Below are 16,021 nucleotides of genomic sequence, written 5' to 3'. Positions count from 1 at the left end.
GAAGCTACCAGCAGGGCACGACGCGCGACGGGCGGAAGAGCGCCGGGGCATCAGCCGTGCTACACGCCGCCACCATGTCGCGCTGGCAATGGAAGAGCTTCCGGGAGCTGACGCTGGACGAGCTGTACACGCTGCTCGCCCTGCGGCAGGAGGTATTCGTGGTGGAGCAGCGCTCCATCTACCAGGACGCGGACGGGCTGGACCGCGAGGCGGCCCACCTGCTCGCCTTCGACGAGGCGGAGGGCACCCGGTACCTGGCCGCCTACCTGCGCGTGTTGCCGCCGGGCGTGAAGTTCCCCGACGCCAGCAGCCTCGGCCGCGTCGTCACCGCGCCCCGCGCACGGGGGCGGGGACTCGGCAGGGACATCGTGGTGGAGGGCATCGCCCGCCTGGACGCCGAGTACCCCGAGGTGCCCATCCGCATCTCGGCCCAGCACTACCTCCAGCGCTTCTACGAGAGCCTGGGCTTCCACGCGGAGGGGGACGTGTACGACGAGGACGGCGTCCCCCACATCGAGATGGTGCGCCCGGCCGCGCGGCGCTGAAGTCCCGCGCGTCACGGGAAGTACGGCGAGGTGGCCTGCTGGACGCGCACGAGCAGGTCCTCCGCGGCGAGCAATTCCTGGCCGAACAGGTTCGGCGGCCGCGCCTTGCTGGTGCCCCGCCTCACGGACCGGCAGTGTCGAAAGACAAAGCTGGGGGGACAGGCACGGTGAACCCTCAGGTGCTCCAGCAGCCCGTCCCCGTGCTGAGGAAATTGGCCTGGCAGGTCTCATCCGCCAGCCTCTGGCAATCGGTGACGTACGGATACGCTCCCATGGGGAGCCAATCCGTGTGTGGCGCGTCGCACTTGATGTAGCAGCTCCGCCCGCCGGCCTCCCAACCTTCACAGAGCCTCTGCTCAACCTCACCAAGCGGGGAGTCCGTGCCACTTGCGTCGCTCATCTCGGTTCCTCCACACCCGACGAGGAATGCGGCCACCGCGAGGCTCCCAAGAATCTTCGTCATCACGAGTCGTTCCTTTGATTGATGTGCAAGGCGCCATACGCCGCACACCTGCTGTATACCAGACATCAATAATTGACGGCTTGGGAATGCCTGACGAGTCGTGGTCCAAGCTGGAACCGCTGCCGCCACCTCGGCCCGAGCATCCGTTCGACTTCGGGTGGCATCGCCGGCCCGCGGCAGCCGCACAACGCGTGAGGGCCGCGCGCATATCGTCGGTGGGTGGGCACCCGAAACGGTCCGGATTGGAAACCCGGAGTCTCGCGTTAGGCTCGTGCCCCACCCTTCAGGGAAGAGAGATTCCGAAGTGCGCCCCGGCCTCGTGCTGCTCGCGTTGCTCGTCTCGTCGCAGGTGGCCTGCATCGTCGGCCCGCGCTTCACGCGATGCCCCGGCGAGGGAGGCCGTCCGTGGGTGCGGCTGGACAGCGAGCACTACTCGCTCCAGACGGACCTGCCGGCCGCGGAGGCACGCGAGGCCATCCAGATACTGGAGCGCACGCGCGTGGCCATGCTCGCGGCCATGTGGCCCGCGGCGCTGACGCGGCCGATGCCGAAGCTCCAGGTCTACGTCCTCCAGGACGGGCGCGAGTTCGAGGGCCTCTACCCCCGGCGCGTGCGGGCCTTCTTCTTCCGCTCCGACACCGAGGCGCTCATCGTCCTGCCGGGCCGGCCCGGCTCGTGGCAGCGGCCCTTCATCGGCTTCTCGAAGGCGTCCGAGTCCCGGCTGAACCATGAGCTGGCGCACTACTTCAGCACCTACGCCCTGCTGCGCCAGCCGCGCTGGCTGTCGGAGGGAATGGCGGAGTTCCTGGAGACGATGCGCGTGTCGCCGGACGGGAGGACGGCGGTGGTGGGCGCGCCGCACCTCGCGGCCTTTCGCGACATGTACGCCATCCTGGCGCACTCGAGGAATTGGAAGGTGAACGAGCGCGGGTGGTGGATGGAGCGCGTCTTCACCTGGGACCGCTCGCTGGAGGCCAACGAGGAGGACCGGAAGGTGGGCGCCATGTACGCGGGGAGCTGGCTGCTGGTGCACTGGCTCTACAACAAGCACCCCCGCGAGTTCGCCGCGTACCAGGCCCTGCTCGCCAGGGGCGTCCCGCCGGACGAGGCGCGGCGCGAGGCGCTCCCCGAGCTGAAGTCCCCCGCGCTGGATGGAGTGCTGTTCGACTACCTGCGGCGCAGGCGCTTCCCGGAGCACACCGTGCAGGTGCCTCCCATCGGCGCGAGCTTCGTGGAGCAGGTGCTCGACGACGCCGAGGTCCACGCCATCCGCGCGAAGCTGGCGGCGCTGGCGGCGGGCATGGCCCACCGCGAGCCCTTCATCGGCAACCGGTGGAAGCTGTCGCGCGACGAGCTGAACGAGGCGCTGCGGCTGGACCCGAACAGCCTCCTGGCGCTCACCACGAAGCTGCGCGCGGCGCCCGAGGCGGAGCGGCCCGCCATCGCCCGCGCGGCGGTGGAGGCCCACCCCCACGAGAGCGAGGCGTGGCTGCTGCTGGCCTCCGCCCTGGGCCCGGACCCGGCCACGCGGAACGAGCAGGAGGCCGCGTACAAGAAGGCGCTGGAGCTGGAGCCCCTGAGCGCGTACGCGGCCACGGGGCTGGCCTGGATGTACGTCAAGCAGGGCCGCATCGAGGAGGCGCTCCCGCTGGCCCGCTGGTCCGTGGGGCTCATGCCCTGGAGCACCTACGCGCTGGACACCTACGCCATGGCCCTGGCGGGCAGCGGCGCCTGCGCCGAGGCGCTCCAGACGGAGCAGCGCGCCCTGGAGCTGCTCCAGGAAGAGGGAGACCCCGACATGGAGAAGGTGCTGCGCGAGCGGCTGGCGCAGCTCACCGACGGGACGCTCTGCGCGAAGCCGTGACTACAGCTTGCGCAGCCGCACCCGCTTCACCTTGTGGTCCGGCCCCTTGGTGAGGATGAGGCGCGCGCGCGAGCGGGTCGGCGCGATGTTCTGCGCGAGGTTGGGCCCGTTGATTTCGCCCCACACGGACTCGGCGAAGGCGACGGCCTGGTCGTGCGTGAGCTCGGCGTAGCGGCGGAAGTAGCTGCGCTCGTCGCGGAAGGCCGTCTGCTGGAGCTGGAGGAAGCGATTGACGTACCAGCGGCGGATGTCCTGCTCGCTCGCGTCCACGTAGATGGAGAAGTCGAAGAAGTCGGAGAGGAACGTGCCCGGCATCCGGTTCCCCTCCGCGGGGCCCGACTGCTGCAGGACGTTGAGCCCCTCCAGGATGAGGATGTCCGGCTGGCGGATGACCTTCGCCTCCCCGGGCACCACGTCGTAGACGAGGTGCGAGTACACCGGCGCCGTCACCTCCTTGCGGCCCGCCTTCAGCTCCGCGAGGAAGCGCACCAGCGCGCGCCGGTCATAGCTCTCCGGGAAGCCCTTGCGCTTCATCAGCCCGCGCTCGGTGAGGACGCGGTTGGGGAAGAGGAACCCGTCCGTCGTCACCAGCTCCACGCGCGGGTGGTCCGGCCAGCGCGCCAGGAGCGCCTGGAGGATGCGGGCCGTCGTGCTCTTGCCCACCGCCACGCTCCCGGCGATGGCGATGATGAAGGGTACCTTGCTGGCGGAGCCTCCCAGGAACGCCTGCTGCTCCGTCCACAGCCGCTGCGCCGCGGCGACCTGCAGGTTGAGCAGCCGGGAGAGCGGCAGGTAGACGTCCACCACCTCGTCCAGGTCCAGCTGCTCGCCCAGACCGCGCAGCCCGGCGACGTCCTCCTCCGAGAGCGTCAGCGGTGTCGAGGCACGCAGCGCCCGCCACGCCTCGCGTTCCAGGTCGATGAACATGGAAGCAACCGTGCTGCCGGGTGCGGACATGAAGGGCTCCTCCTGGAGTATGCACACCACCGCCCCCTGCCGCCTACCACAGCCGGAGGGGTTCACGCTCGGCACTTCAGGTCCCCGACGCGGGGTCCCACCCGTAGAAGCGCTTCAGCTCCTCGTACAGCTCCGGCGTCTTCTCCCGCATCTGCACCGGTTTCTCGAAAAAGGATTCCGTGGCCACGGCGAAGAACTCCGCCTCGTTGAGGCTGCCGTAGTCGTCCAGGACCTGCCGCTCCCGGCGCTGCCCCGCCTGGAGCTTCTGGAAGTGCTCGCCCATGACGGAGGCCCACGTCTGGTAGTGCGAGTACTGGCGCAGCTTCGGCGTCCCGTCGAAGGCGCCGTCCGCCCGGTCCAGCACGTGCGCGAACTCGTGCGCGGCGGTGTCATGGCCATCGTCCGGGTTGTGCAGCCCCGTCAGCACCGCCTGCCAGGACAGGATGACGGAGCCCCAGTGCTTCGCCTCGCCCAGCACCGCGCCCGTGCGGTCCGGCAGCTTGAAGGCGGAGGGATAGACGATGACCTCCCGGAGCGCGTCGTAATACGACAGGTCCAGGTGCACCACGAGCTGCACCGCCGTGGCGGACACCACCACGCGAATCTCGTCGGTGATGGTGAGACCGCCGGCCCCGATGAACTCCTTCTCCCACGCGAAGACCTTGAGCTTGTCCAAGAAGGGCTCGCGCAGCGTGGGGGACATCGTGCGGAAGAAGGGCACCCGCGCGTCGAGGTGGCCCAGCCACTCCTGGGGGAAGGGGCGGCGCGAGAGGCTCCGGCGCTTGAGGTGACGGATGACCGAAATCATTGCCTGGGGCATAGCAGATGTCCGAACCGCCCGCGTCTGGGGGTAGGGTGTAGCCCCGTGGGCTCAGGCCGGAGACCCACTGGAAGACGGCACGCACGTGGCACGAGCAATGAGTGGAACAATGGTGAGGGGGTGCGCGGCGCTGGTGATGGCGCTGCTGGCACCCCGCGCGGTGGCACAGGACCTGGAGCCGACGCAGGTGGTGGACGAGGTCGTGGTGCGCGGTCCGGAGAAGACGCGCCCGGAGACAGTCCAGGCGTACTCGCGCATCGACGTGGGCGACGCCCTCACGACCGAGGACCTGACGAAGGTGGAGCGGCGCCTGGTGGCCACGGGCCTCTTCCAGGAGGTGCACGTCCGCACCGAGCCGACGACGGTGGACCGGGTGCGCGTCATCCTGGAGGTGAAGGACAAGGCGTCCTGGGTGGTGGCGCCCACGTTCGCGCTGTCCTCGGACAACGTGGGTGGCGGCGTGCTGTACGCGGAGAACAACCTGTGGGGCCGCAGCAAGAAGTTCGCGACGGCGGCGCAGGTGAGCACCGCCGAGAGCGGCCTCTTCGCCGGCTACCTGGACCCGAACCTCTTCGGCCTGCCGCAGTTGCGCATGAGCCTGGAAGGGCAGCTGCGCAGCGACCGCGTGGACGAGTACCGCGGCGGCGCGAGCCAGGAAGACCCGGAGGTGGTGCGCCGCACGCGCATGAACTCGGCCTCCATCGCCGGCGAGCTGGGCGTCATGCTCTTCGAGCGCGTGCGCGCCGCCGCGAAGTACCGGCTGATGCGCGTGGACGCCAAGGCCCCGGATGAGACGGAGGAAGTCACCGAGCCGGCCTTCTCCACGGGCCCGTCGCAGCGGGACGCGTCGCTGCGGCTGATGGTGGGCGTGGACACGCGGCAGAACCTCCACGCGGTGATGGAGGGCATCAACATCGAGGCCTCGTACGAGGTGTCCACCCCGGACGTATGGAGCGAGTTCCGCTACCGGCGCTTCGGGCTCCTGTACCGCCACGGCCTGCGGTTGGTGGGCGAGCACAACCTGGTGCTGCGCGGCGAGGCGGCGGCGGGCATGGACCTGCCCTTCCACCAGGAACTGGTGATGGGCGGAAACTCGCTGCGCGGCTTCGTGCACCGCCAGTTCCGCGGCGACTCGCGGCTGTCCTTCACCGCCGAGTACCACTTCCCCCTCTTCACCGTCCGCTCGCTGGCCTTCCGTGGCGTGGCCTTCTCCGACACGGGGCTGATGCTGTGGCGGGACATCCCGGAGGACGGGCAGCTGCGGGATGTGAACGGGCGCGTGGTGCGCGGCTACCTGCCGAACGCACAGGAGGGGTTGAAGGGAGCCACGCTGGCGCAGGGCATCGGCGCGGGCCTGCGGCTGTACCTGCGCAACGTCGTGCTGCCCCTGGTGGGCGTGGACGCGGCGTACGGCGTCAACTCGGGCGAGTTCCGCTTCTACCTCGTGGCGGGTGTGAATCCGTCCTGAGCGGGCGTGTGGCCGGAGGGGCGCCTGTCAGCCGGGAGGTGGGACTGGCGTCAGGTCCCCCCGCGTGCTCGGTGTACGCTCCCGTCCTCCGGCCCCCGGTGACCCGCCATGCCCCTGGAACGCTCCACCAGCAGCCGTGAGGTGTACCACCGCATCCGCTCGGCCCCGCGGCTCGACGCGCGCGAGTTCGTCATCGGCTACGACGCGCGCGAGTTCCTCATCGACCACGGCTCGCGCTTCGAGCAGATGGCGGAGCTGCCCTTCGAGGCGTTCGTCCCCGACGGGGAGATTCCCTGGCACCGCGTCTGGTACTTCAAGCGCGGCGACCAGATGGTCTGGCACCGCACGACGCGCATCGACAAGCTGACGCACCTCCTCCGTTCCGGGGAGGAGCCCAAGCCCTCCGCGGAGGAGGTGGCCGCGGGCACGACCCGAGGCTTCACGTCCCTGCCGGGCTGGCGCTTCGACGCGGGCGCAGGCGCGTGGGTGGAGGCCCCGGCCAGCACCCCGCTCACCTCCCTCGAGCGGCTCACGGTCGTCACGTACAACGTCCTCTTCGACCTGTACGACGCCGAGTGGCTCGCCACGGAGCGCAGGACGCTGGCGATGCTCGCGCTGCTGCGGGACACCGGCGCGGACGTCATCGCATTGCAAGAGGTCACCCCGCCCTTCCTCCGCGCGCTGCTCGCCGAGGCCTGGGTGCGCGAGCACTACTGGCTGTCGGAAGGCCCGGGCGCCGCCACCGTGACTCCGTATGGACAGGTGCTCCTGTCCCGCATCCCGTTCACCGCGCTGAGCCAGCGTGCCTTCTCGCGCGACAAGCGCATCATCGCGGCCCGGCTCGCCGTGGATGGAACCCCGCTGTGGGTCACCACGCAGCACCTGACGAGCAACCGCACACCCGAGGGTGGCGCCGTGCGGGCCAGTGAAATCGAGACCCTCATCCAGTGGGTCCGCTCGCTCGACGAGGAGGACGAGGCGTCCTCGCCGGACGTGGTGCTGGCCGGTGACTTCAACTTCGACTTCTGGTCACCCGAGGACCGCACGTTCGTCGAGGCCAACATCACGGATGCGTGGGACGCACTGCACCCCAGGGATGGGGAAGGGAAGACCCATGACCCCACCCGCAACGCGCTGGCCGCGCGCACCTCGCGCTCCGGAAGGCCTCAGCGGCTGGACAGGGTCCTGGTGTCCTCCCCCTCGGAGCGGCTCGTCCCGGAGGCGATAGCGCTTCTCGGAGAGGCTCCGCTCGAGGGCCCGCCCGCCCCGTCGGGTGATGCGCTCTACCTGTCGGACCACTTCGGCGTCCGCTGTGTCCTGCGCCGGGGCGACGCGCTCCAGCCCGAGGAGGACACGCCAGCGCCCGCACGGCCGCGCGGGGACACGACCTCGTTGGCCTACGACACGGCCCTGGTGCTCATCCCCGACGAGCCGCTGTGGGAGCCCATCCAGGCGCTCCGTCGCAAGTACGACTCGAACTTCGCGCAGTGGATGCCGCACATCCCCCTGCTCCACCCCTTCTACCCGGAGGAGCACTTCGGCGAGGTGGAGGCGTGGCTCGTGGAGGCGCTCCGGGACGTGAAGCCCTTCGACGTCTCGCTCGGGCAATACGACGCGTTCGAGCACGGCTCCAGCGTGACGGTCTGGCTCCAACCGTACGCCCAGCCTCAAGGAGCGCTCGAGGCGCTGCACGCGAAGCTGGAGCGTGCGCTGCCCGGGTGTGACGAGCAGAGCCGCCTGTCCCCGAAGGGATACACGCCGCACCTCACCGTCGGCCAGTTCCCGGTCTCGCGCGCCGCGGACGTCAACATGTCCATGCAGCGGCTGAACGGGGAGCTCTGGCACCCGCTCGACTTCACGGTCCGCGAGGTCTGCATCGTCCGCAGGCAGGGCGACAACCCGTTCGAGGTCGTGCGGCGCGTGCCGCTGGGAGGCACGAAGCCCCGGAAGCGCTCCGCCCCGAAGTGGGGCCGCTCCTCGCCCGAGGATGAGGAAGCACTCCTCCGCTCCGCCCTCGTCGCGCATGGGTTCGAGACAGGGCCCGCGACGAGGCGCGCACGCGCCGAAGCGGTGCGGCAGCTCCAGGGCCTCTGCGCCCGGGTCGGCGCGGAGCTGCACCCGTATGGCGCATACGTCCTCGGCACGGACGGTCCGGACAGCGACGTGGACGTGGTGGCCATCGGCCCCTCGCACCTGTCGCGCGAGGACTTCGCGCACGCCCTCCTCGATGAGCTGCCTCCCCAGGACGAGCTGTCCGCCCGGAACAGCTGCTTCCTGGCCGATGCCACCCATCCCCGTGTGAAGCTGACCCTGGGCGACGTGCGCTTCGAGGTGTCCTACGCGAACCGGCCGGCGGGGGTGGCGCCGTGTGACCCCGCGGAGCTGCTGGCGCTCCACTCCGACGGGCTCGACACCCCTGGGTTCCTCGCCCTGCTGGGCGTGGCGGACACACGCTTGCTGCTCGAAACGGTGGCGCGCGTGGAGGGCGGGCCCGAGCGCTTCCGCGAGCTGCTGCGCGCGGTGAAGGCCTGGGCGAAGGCGCGCGGCATCCACTCGCACGCGCTGGGCTACCCGGGTGACCCGTCCTGGGCGGTGATGGCCGCCTGGGCCTTCACCCGGGCGCCCCGGGAGCGGGCGGGCTCCGTCGTGTCGCTGCTCGCATTCTTCTTCGAGACGTTCGCCGCCTGGCCCTGGCCCCAGCCGGTGGCCCTCACACCCGAGACGGCGGGCGACCGGCCCGATGGCACCCGGGAGCTCGTGCCCGTGATGGCGCCCGCGCTGCCGGCGCGCAACACCGTGCGCGACATGACGCGGTCCACCTTCAGGGTGCTGCGCGAGGAGCTCGCACGGGCTCGCGACCTGGTGGAGCAGGCCCGCGCCCGGAAGACGCCCGAGGCCTGGGACGCGCTCTTCGAGCCGCTGGACATCACCCGGGAGTTTCCCGCTTGGCTGGAGTTCACCCTGCTCGGGATATGGCTGGGGGACTTCCCGCCGTTCGAGGAGTGGATGCGCGGGCACCTCTCCACGTTGCTTCACGCGCTGGAAGGCGACGGTCGCATCTTCGTGCGGCCCCATGAGCTCCCAGACGATTCTCCCTCACTGCGCATCGGCCTGGATGTCGGCGCCGCCGGAAGTCCGTGGGAGCTCGTCCTGAAGCCCGACAGCTTCGTGGAACAGGCGATGGAGAGGTTCATCGCCACCTTCGATGAGAGACCGTACACCTGGTACGGCAGCATCCGTTGGGAGCTCCACACCCGTTCCACCCTGAGCCGCCCCGGGACGTGAGGACGTTCGAGGTCGGAGAGACACCTGTCAGCCGGAATGTGGAACCGGCGTCAGGAGCCTCGCGTGCCCGCCCTGGGTGTCCGGGACGATGGGTGTACGCTTTCTTCCCTCCGACCTCCGGCGGCCGCCATGTCCCAGGAACGATTCACCACCAGCCGTGAGGTGTACCACCGCATCCGGTGGGACCCTCGGCTCGACGCGCGCGAGTTCGTCATCGGCTACGACGCGCACCTCGAACAACTGGAGGAGATGCCCTTCGAGGCCTTCGTCCCCGACGGGGAGATTCCCTGGCACCGCGTCTGGTACTTCAAGCGCGGCCGTCAGGTGGTGTGGGACCGCAAGCAGCGCATCGACCTGCTGGCGTCCCTCACCCCTTCCGTGCAGGAGCCAGCGCCCACCGTGGCGGCTCCCGCACGGGAGGAGGAGACACCTGTCCCAAGCAATCCGCTCTCCAGCGAGGTCTCCGCGCGGGAGGACGCGCCTGCCGTCGCGAACGGCATGCGGCTCCGTGAGGCGTCCCCGCGGGAGGCAGCGCGTGCCGCGAGTGGGCGGACACATGAAGTGGCTGCGCGGGAGGATGCACCCGCCGTCGCGAACGGTACACGTCCAGGTGGGGCGTCTGTCGGCACGTCGGCCGACTTCACTCCTCTTCCCTCCTGGAGCTTTGACGCGAGCACCAGCGCCTGGGTGCAGTCCCAGGCCGACGCTCCCCTTCCCCCACCCGAGCGGCTCACGGTCCTCACGTTCAACGTCCTCTTCGACGTGTACGACGCGGAGCAACGGCTCGCCACGGAGCGCAGGGTGCCGGCGATGCTCGCGCTTCTGCGGGACACCGGCGCGGACGTCATCGCGTTGCAGGAGGTCACCCCGCCCTTCCTCCAGGCGCTGCTCGCGGAGCCCTGGGTGCGCGAGCGCTACTGGCTGTCGGAAGGTCCCGGCGCCGCCACGGTGACGCCGTATGGACAGGTGCTCCTGTCCCGACTCCCGTTCTCCGCGCTGTCGCAGCGGGTCTTCTCGCGCGACAAGCGCATCATCGCGGCCCGGTTCGACCTGGAGGACGCCCCGCTGTGGGTGGCCACGCATCACCTGACGAGCAATCACGCACCCACGGGAGTTGGCGTGCGGGCCCGTCAGGTCCAGGCGCTCGTCGAGTGGGCGCGCTCGCTCGGCACGGGCGAAGCGGAGTCCGCGTCGGACGTGGTGCTGGCCGGAGACTTCAACTTCGGCGACGCCGAGCCCGAGAACCAGGTGTTCACCGAGGCGGGCTTCGTGGACGCATGGCCGGCGCTGCGGCCCTCGGAAGGCGGAGAGACCTACGACCCCGTCCTCAACGCCATGGCCGCGCTCACCACGCGCTCCGGGCGGCGCCAGCGGCTGGACCGGGTGATGGTGTCCTCGCCCTCGGGGCGGCTCGTGCCGGAGTCGGTGGAGCTCCTGGGCGAGGCTCCGCTGGAGGGACAACGGGCACCGGACGGACGCGCGCTCCACCTGTCGGACCACTTCGGCGTTCGCTGTGTCCTGCACCGGACCCGCTCGCACCGACCGCGTCCACCTTCGACAAAGCTCGTCCACCACACCGCCGTGGTGCTCATCCCGCCCGACTCCGTGTGGGAGCCCATCCAGGCGCTGCGCCGGAAGCATGACTCGAAGTTCCAGCGCTGGATGCCGCACATCACCCTGCTCTACCCGTTCCTCCCGGAGGAGCACTTCGATGACGCGGAGGCCCTGCTCACGGAGGCGCTCCGGGACGTGCAGCCGTTCGAGGTATCGCTCTCCGAGTTCAGCCACTTCGAGCACCGGACCAACGTGACGGCGTGGCTCCGTCCGGAGGACTGTCCACGAGGAGCGCTCCAGGCACTGCACGCGGCGCTGGAGAAGGCACTGCCCGAGTGTGACGAACAGGGCCGCAAGTCGGCGCGAGGCTTCACCCCGCACCTCTCCATCGGGCAAATCCCGCGCTCGGGAGCCGCCGACATCGAGCGGACGCTGGCCGCGTGGGCGAGGCACTGGCGGCCGCTCACGTTCGAGGTGCGCGAGGTCTGCATCATCCGCAGGAAGGGAGACACGCCGTTCGAGGTGGTGCGGCGGGTGCCGCTCGGAACTCCGAAGCGCGCCCCCATTCCGGACAGCCCCTCGCCTCAAAAGGAGGAGAAGGACCCCGACCTCCGCTCCGTGCTCTCCGCCCACGGAGTCGACATGACCCCCACGGCGCGGCACGCCCGCGAGGAGGCCGTGCGGCGGCTCCAGGCGCTCTGCACCCGTGTCGGCGCGGAGCTGCACCCCTACGGCTCGTATCTCCTCGGCACGGACGGGCCTGGGAGCGACGTGGACGCGGTGGCCATCGGCCCCTCTCACCTGTCGCGTGAGGCCTTCGCACAGGCGCTCATCCAGGAGCTGTCCGCGGCCTCCGCGACGGGCCGCTTCGTGGCCGACGCCGCCATTCCCCTGGTGAAGCTGTCCCTGGGCGGCGTGAGCTTCGACGTGGCCTACGCCAGCCGCCCGGAGGGCGTGGAGCCCTGCGCTCCCGAGGAACTGCTGGCACTGCATTCAGAGGCACTCGACACCGCCGGGCTCCGCTCCGTGCTGGGACTCGCGGACATCCACGGCCTGCTCGACGCGGTGACGCGAGCGGACGCCGGGCTCGAGCGCTTCCGCACGCTGCTGCGCACGGTGAAGGCCTGGGCGAAGGCGCGTGGCATCTACTCGCATGCCCTGGGCTACGTGGGAGGCCTGTCCTGGGCGGTGATGGCGGCGTGGGCCTGCACGCGAGCCCCTCGGGAGAAGACCGTCTCCGACGTATCGCTGCTCGCGCACTTCTTCGAGACGTTCGCCGCCTGGCCCTGGCCCCAGCCGGTGGCCCTCACGCCCGAGACGGCGCGCTACCGGCCCGACGGCAAGCGGGACCTCTTCCCGGTCATCGCGCCCGCGGCGCCCGCCCGCAACACCGCGCGCAACGTGTCGCGCTCCACCTTCCGCGTGATGCGCGGGGAATTCGCTCGGGGCCGAGACGTGGTGAGGCAGGCCCGCCAGTCAGGCACCGCCGAGGCGTGGCAGTCGCTCTTCACACCGGTGGACGAGGCCCATGCCTTTCAAGCCCGGCTGGAGCTCACCATCAGCGCGCTCCGGGACGACGAGCGCGAGGCGGCGGCGGGCTGGGTGCTCGGGCATCTCACGACGTTGGTCTACCCGTTGGAGGGCGACCGCCGCGTCTTCGTGCGGCCGGTGTTGGCACCGGCCGGGAAGGGTCCCCTCGTCATCCTCGGCCTGGATGCGGAGTCCTCTGTGGACGCGTGGAGGCTCTTCCAGAGCGCCGACGGCCCCCTGGCCCGGGCCGTGGAGGCGTTCGAGCTCTCCTTCCAGAAATGGAGCGACCGCCCCAGGACGGCGGGCCTGCAGGTGAAGTTGCTGCACTCGTGACGTCCGCGGTCCGGTGACTGCCCCGGGGGGCCAGGGATACCCTTCCGCCCGGCGTGCGAGAATGCACGACGCACCTGCTCGCGGAGGACGTCCATGCCGGATACCTATCGTGTCGCGCGGCTCCCCATTCGCCTGCGCGGCTTCATCGAACCGGACACGACCTCGCAGTTCGAGGGCTATGTCGAGCCGGGCGACTACATTGTCCTCGAGGAGAAGCGAGACTTCCCGACGCCCGGCACCCACTTCGCGCGGCTGGAGATGCCGACCCTGGGCGCGCTCGACACCTGGATTTGCGTGCGCTGGCACACCCAGCAGTACGCGAAGCTGCTGAACCTGGAGAAGCCTCCGCCCGTCGCCCGGCTCGCGTTCACCACCGAGCCGCTCGCCGTGGACGAGGAGCGGCTGACGGCCTTGCTGGCGGCGTTCGTCCCCTACCGCTACGAACTCGATGAAGCGCGCTACCCGTGGGTGCTTCCGGGCATCCGCCTGCCGCTCGCGCCTCCCGCGGTGAACAACTGCTGCACCTTCGTCGAGGCCCTGACGGTGAAGGCCTTCGCCGACGCGAATGGCACGGCCTTCGAGTGGGACCCACGCCGCCACCGGCAGATGATGATTGCCTCCTCGGAGGACTACTTCTCGCCGGTGACGGCCGCCGTGGAGAGCGGGATGGCGATTGCCGCGCCCTCCCCCGACGTGCCGCCCCACCCGTGGACCCTCATCCAGGGCTGGCGCAACCAGTGGCGCTCGGGCCACACCTTCCTGGTGGTGGACCACCACGCGGCCACGGACAAGGTCCTCCTGCTGGAGTCCAACAGCGCCTATGGGCTGGACGGCGTGGGCTACCGGGGCATCGGCAACCTGCGCGACAAGGGAATCAAGCCTCCGGCGAAGTGGTGGAACCTGCCCGACGTGTGGACCTGGCGTCGCGTCTGCTCCACCTACCTCTTCCGGCAGCAGGCCTGGCTGAAGGTCCGCAACCGGGTGCTGTCCGGACTCGAAAGTCCCGCCCGCTGAGACGGCTCCAAACGGCGACACGCCCGCAACCATCGGCCGCGCCCCGTGTTGAACACCGCCACGGAGGATTTCGATGACGAACCGGGTGCGCGTGCTGGGGCTGGCGCTGAGTGTGCTGCTGTGGGCCTGCGGAGGTGACGACGACTCGCCCATCCCGGACGGCGGGACCCCGCCCGACGCGGGCCTCCCGGATGGCGGTGGCACCGTCCCCGACGCGGGCTCTCCGTGGGACGCGGTGACGACGCTGCTGGAAGCCCGTGTCGCCGACGCGGGCACGTCCGTGCCGGGGCTGGGGCTCGCGGTCTACGACTCCCAGGACCGCAAGGTGTACGAGCACATGGTGGGCGACTTCGCGCCGGACCGCCGCGTGGCGGTGGCCTCCGCCTCGAAGATGATTGCCGGCACCGTCCTCTTCGAGGTCATCCGCCAGGGCCACCTCTCGCTGGACTCCACGACGGGGCAGATGCTCGGCTGGAGCGGAGACAAGGCGAACATCACCCTGCGCCACCTGCTCTCGTTCACCTCCGGGCTCCAGAACGAGCACCTCTGCACCGTGCAGGCGGGCATCACCCTCGCGGACTGCGTCGCCACCATCGCCAGCACGAACCCCGTCGCTCCGCCCGGCACCCGCTTCGACTATGGCAGCACCCACCTGCACGTGGCCGCGCGCATGGCCGAGGTGACCACCGGCAAGAGCTGGAACACCCTCTTCCGCGAGACGCTGGCGACCCCGCTCGGCCTGCCCGAGGACGTCACGTACTTCACCCGGCCACGTCAGGCCCAGGGCATCACCAACCCGCTCATCGCCGGTGGACTGCGCACGTCGATGAACGAATACGCCCCGCTCTTCGCGCTCGTCTTCCACAAGGGCCGCCAAGCCGGACGGGAGGTCGGCACGCCGGAGCTGTTCGACGCCCAGGCGCGCGAGCCCTTCCCCGGCGTGGTGATTGGCAACTCCCCCGTGAAGGACCTCAGCCTGCCGTTCCGCTACGGGCTGACGGCCTGGCTGCAATGCGCCACCCCGGCGGAGGGCTGTGACGTCATCAGCTCGCCGGGCGCCTTCGGCTGGACGCCGTGGATGGACCGCGAGGCGGGCTACTACGCCATCCTCGGCATGCAGCTGGACCGCCAGGACGAGGGTGTCGTCGGCTTCTCGGTGAACCTTTCCGGCGAGCTCCAGCCCCTCATCCGCGCGGCGCTCGGAAGGTGAGCGCCGCCCGGGACAGGGAGAGCGAGCACGCTCTCGAGCCGGAGAGCGTGTCCCGCTCCGGAAGGAACCGTCACCTCGAAGCACTCCCGTCGCTCCGAGCGCTTCTGCCCCGGAGTCTCGGGCAGTTGAGGCGTCCTCAAGCCCCTGACCCGATAGCGGAGTCCCCACGCTGCCCGCACCCGAGTCTTCCGCTCCGAACGCGTCCAGCGCCGCGGCGCCTGGAGGCAACGCGCTTACGACACCGGAACCCGGGCCTTCCATCGCAGCCCCCTCCAGAGATGGAGTCCCCACGCTTGCCGCCTCAGCGCCTTCGGTGTCAGCGCCCTCCGGTGGAGCCGTTCGCCCGCCTCCGGCACCGGAGTCCTCCTCCGCAGCCAGCGCCTTCCAGAGCACCCGCCCCAGGGGGATGACGTTCTCCAGCGCGCCCTGCTCGTCTCCCCGCGCCACTGCCCGCACCAACTCCGCCAGCGCTCCCCAAATGAGGCCCTCGCCCACCTGCACGCTTCCAGGCGCCAGCGCCCCCGCGCGCTCACCGTGCGCCAGCACCTCCCTCACCAACTCCCGCGCCTGGGCACCCAGGGCCTCCGGCTCCAGCGAGTCCGGATGCCAGTGCATGAAGGTGAAGTGGAACAGCTCCGGCTTTCTCGTCGCGCACCACGCCAGGTCCTCCCAAAAGCTGTCGAAGACCTCGCGAAAGCCGCCCTCCGGCCGCGCCAGCTCGAAGTCCACGCGTGCGATGCGGCAGAGTTCGGTCTCGGCCCACTGGCGCACCTCCCGCGCGAAGCCCGCCTTGCTGCCATAGCGCCGATAGAAGCTGCCTACGGACATGCCCCCCGCCCTCGCCAGCTCCTCGGCACGCACGTGGCCGTAGCCGCGCCCGGCCAGCGCCGCCGCCGACTCGCGGAGCGTCACCTCGCCCAGGTTCTCCCAATCCCACCTCCCCATCGAGGTCCACATCCCCATCCCTGTCTCTTATAC

Annotated in this window: 9 protein-coding genes and 1 pseudogene; 7 read left to right on the top strand and 3 right to left on the bottom strand. The window is 70.4% G+C overall.

The window, feature by feature from the left end; translation table 11 throughout:
- Positions 1 to 74 precede the first annotated feature (74 nt).
- Positions 75 to 545: a GNAT family N-acetyltransferase gene (locus HG543_RS01145; protein WP_169342751.1), complete on the top strand. Its 471-nt coding sequence runs from the start codon at positions 75 to 77 to the stop codon at positions 543 to 545.
- Positions 546 to 1,312: 767 nt separating this feature from the next.
- The gene (locus tag HG543_RS01140) at positions 1,313 to 2,872 is read left to right on the top strand and encodes a tetratricopeptide repeat protein (RefSeq protein ID WP_343073241.1); all 1,560 of its coding nucleotides are present in this window, start codon (positions 1,313 to 1,315) and stop codon (positions 2,870 to 2,872) included.
- Here HG543_RS01140 and coaA read toward each other — a convergent pair whose 3' ends face one another.
- Positions 2,873 to 3,829, bottom strand: a complete 957-nt coding sequence (gene coaA, locus HG543_RS01135) for a type I pantothenate kinase (protein ID WP_169342750.1) — start codon at positions 3,827 to 3,829, stop codon at positions 2,873 to 2,875. It abuts the gene before it with no gap.
- Between the two features lie 76 nt (positions 3,830 to 3,905).
- Entirely contained in the window at positions 3,906 to 4,637 is a 732-nt protein-coding gene (locus tag HG543_RS01130; protein ID WP_169342749.1) for a M90 family metallopeptidase, read from the bottom strand.
- 121 nt (positions 4,638 to 4,758) lie between these two features.
- Here HG543_RS01130 and HG543_RS01125 point away from each other — a divergent pair, with 121 nt between their 5' ends.
- From HG543_RS01125 to HG543_RS01100, 5 genes are all read left to right on the top strand, one after another.
- Positions 4,759 to 6,117 carry a BamA/TamA family outer membrane protein gene (locus HG543_RS01125; RefSeq protein WP_246356669.1) on the top strand — a complete coding sequence of 453 codons (1,359 nt, stop codon included), beginning with the start codon at positions 4,759 to 4,761 and terminating at the stop codon, positions 6,115 to 6,117.
- A gap of 108 nt (positions 6,118 to 6,225) precedes the next feature.
- A complete protein-coding gene (locus HG543_RS01120; RefSeq protein WP_169342747.1) occupies positions 6,226 to 9,402 on the top strand; it encodes a poly(A) polymerase in 3,177 nt (1,058 codons plus the stop codon).
- A 129-nt stretch (positions 9,403 to 9,531) separates the two neighbouring features.
- Entirely contained in the window at positions 9,532 to 12,819 is a 3,288-nt protein-coding gene (locus HG543_RS01110; protein WP_246356668.1) for a poly(A) polymerase, read from the top strand.
- Positions 12,820 to 12,912: 93 nt separating this feature from the next.
- The gene (locus HG543_RS01105; protein WP_169342746.1) at positions 12,913 to 13,833 is read left to right on the top strand and encodes a hypothetical protein; all 921 of its coding nucleotides are present in this window, start codon (positions 12,913 to 12,915) and stop codon (positions 13,831 to 13,833) included.
- A gap of 73 nt (positions 13,834 to 13,906) precedes the next feature.
- Positions 13,907 to 15,043, top strand: a complete 1,137-nt coding sequence (locus HG543_RS01100) for a serine hydrolase domain-containing protein (protein WP_171819056.1) — start codon at positions 13,907 to 13,909, stop codon at positions 15,041 to 15,043.
- 780 nt (positions 15,044 to 15,823) lie between these two features.
- Here the strand turns inward: HG543_RS01100 and HG543_RS56955 are convergent.
- A pseudogene (locus tag HG543_RS56955) lies at positions 15,824 to 15,988 on the bottom strand (TetR family transcriptional regulator); the annotation flags it as partial.
- Positions 15,989 to 16,021: the final 33 nt, after the last annotated feature.

It is taken from the genome of Pyxidicoccus fallax (genome assembly GCF_012933655.1).
GTDB classification, from domain to species: Bacteria; Myxococcota; Myxococcia; order Myxococcales; family Myxococcaceae; genus Myxococcus; species Myxococcus fallax.
This window is presented reverse-complemented; position numbering and strand designations above follow the sequence as displayed.

Bases quoted from the DNA above. Each gene is read 5' to 3' on its own strand.
- HG543_RS01145 (WP_169342751.1), top strand. From the start codon at position 75: ATGTCGCGCTGGCAATGGAAGAGCTTCCGGGAGCTGACGCTGGACGAG.
- coaA (WP_169342750.1), bottom strand. From the start codon at position 3,829: ATGTCCGCACCCGGCAGCACGGTTGCTTCCATGTTCATCGACCTGGAA.
- HG543_RS01130 (WP_169342749.1), bottom strand. From the start codon at position 4,637: ATGATTTCGGTCATCCGTCACCTCAAGCGCCGGAGCCTCTCGCGCCGC.
- HG543_RS01125 (WP_246356669.1), top strand. From the start codon at position 4,759: ATGGTGAGGGGGTGCGCGGCGCTGGTGATGGCGCTGCTGGCACCCCGC.
- HG543_RS01120 (WP_169342747.1), top strand. From the start codon at position 6,226: ATGCCCCTGGAACGCTCCACCAGCAGCCGTGAGGTGTACCACCGCATC.
- HG543_RS01110 (WP_246356668.1), top strand. From the start codon at position 9,532: ATGTCCCAGGAACGATTCACCACCAGCCGTGAGGTGTACCACCGCATC.
- HG543_RS01105 (WP_169342746.1), top strand. From the start codon at position 12,913: ATGCCGGATACCTATCGTGTCGCGCGGCTCCCCATTCGCCTGCGCGGC.
- HG543_RS01100 (WP_171819056.1), top strand. From the start codon at position 13,907: ATGACGAACCGGGTGCGCGTGCTGGGGCTGGCGCTGAGTGTGCTGCTG.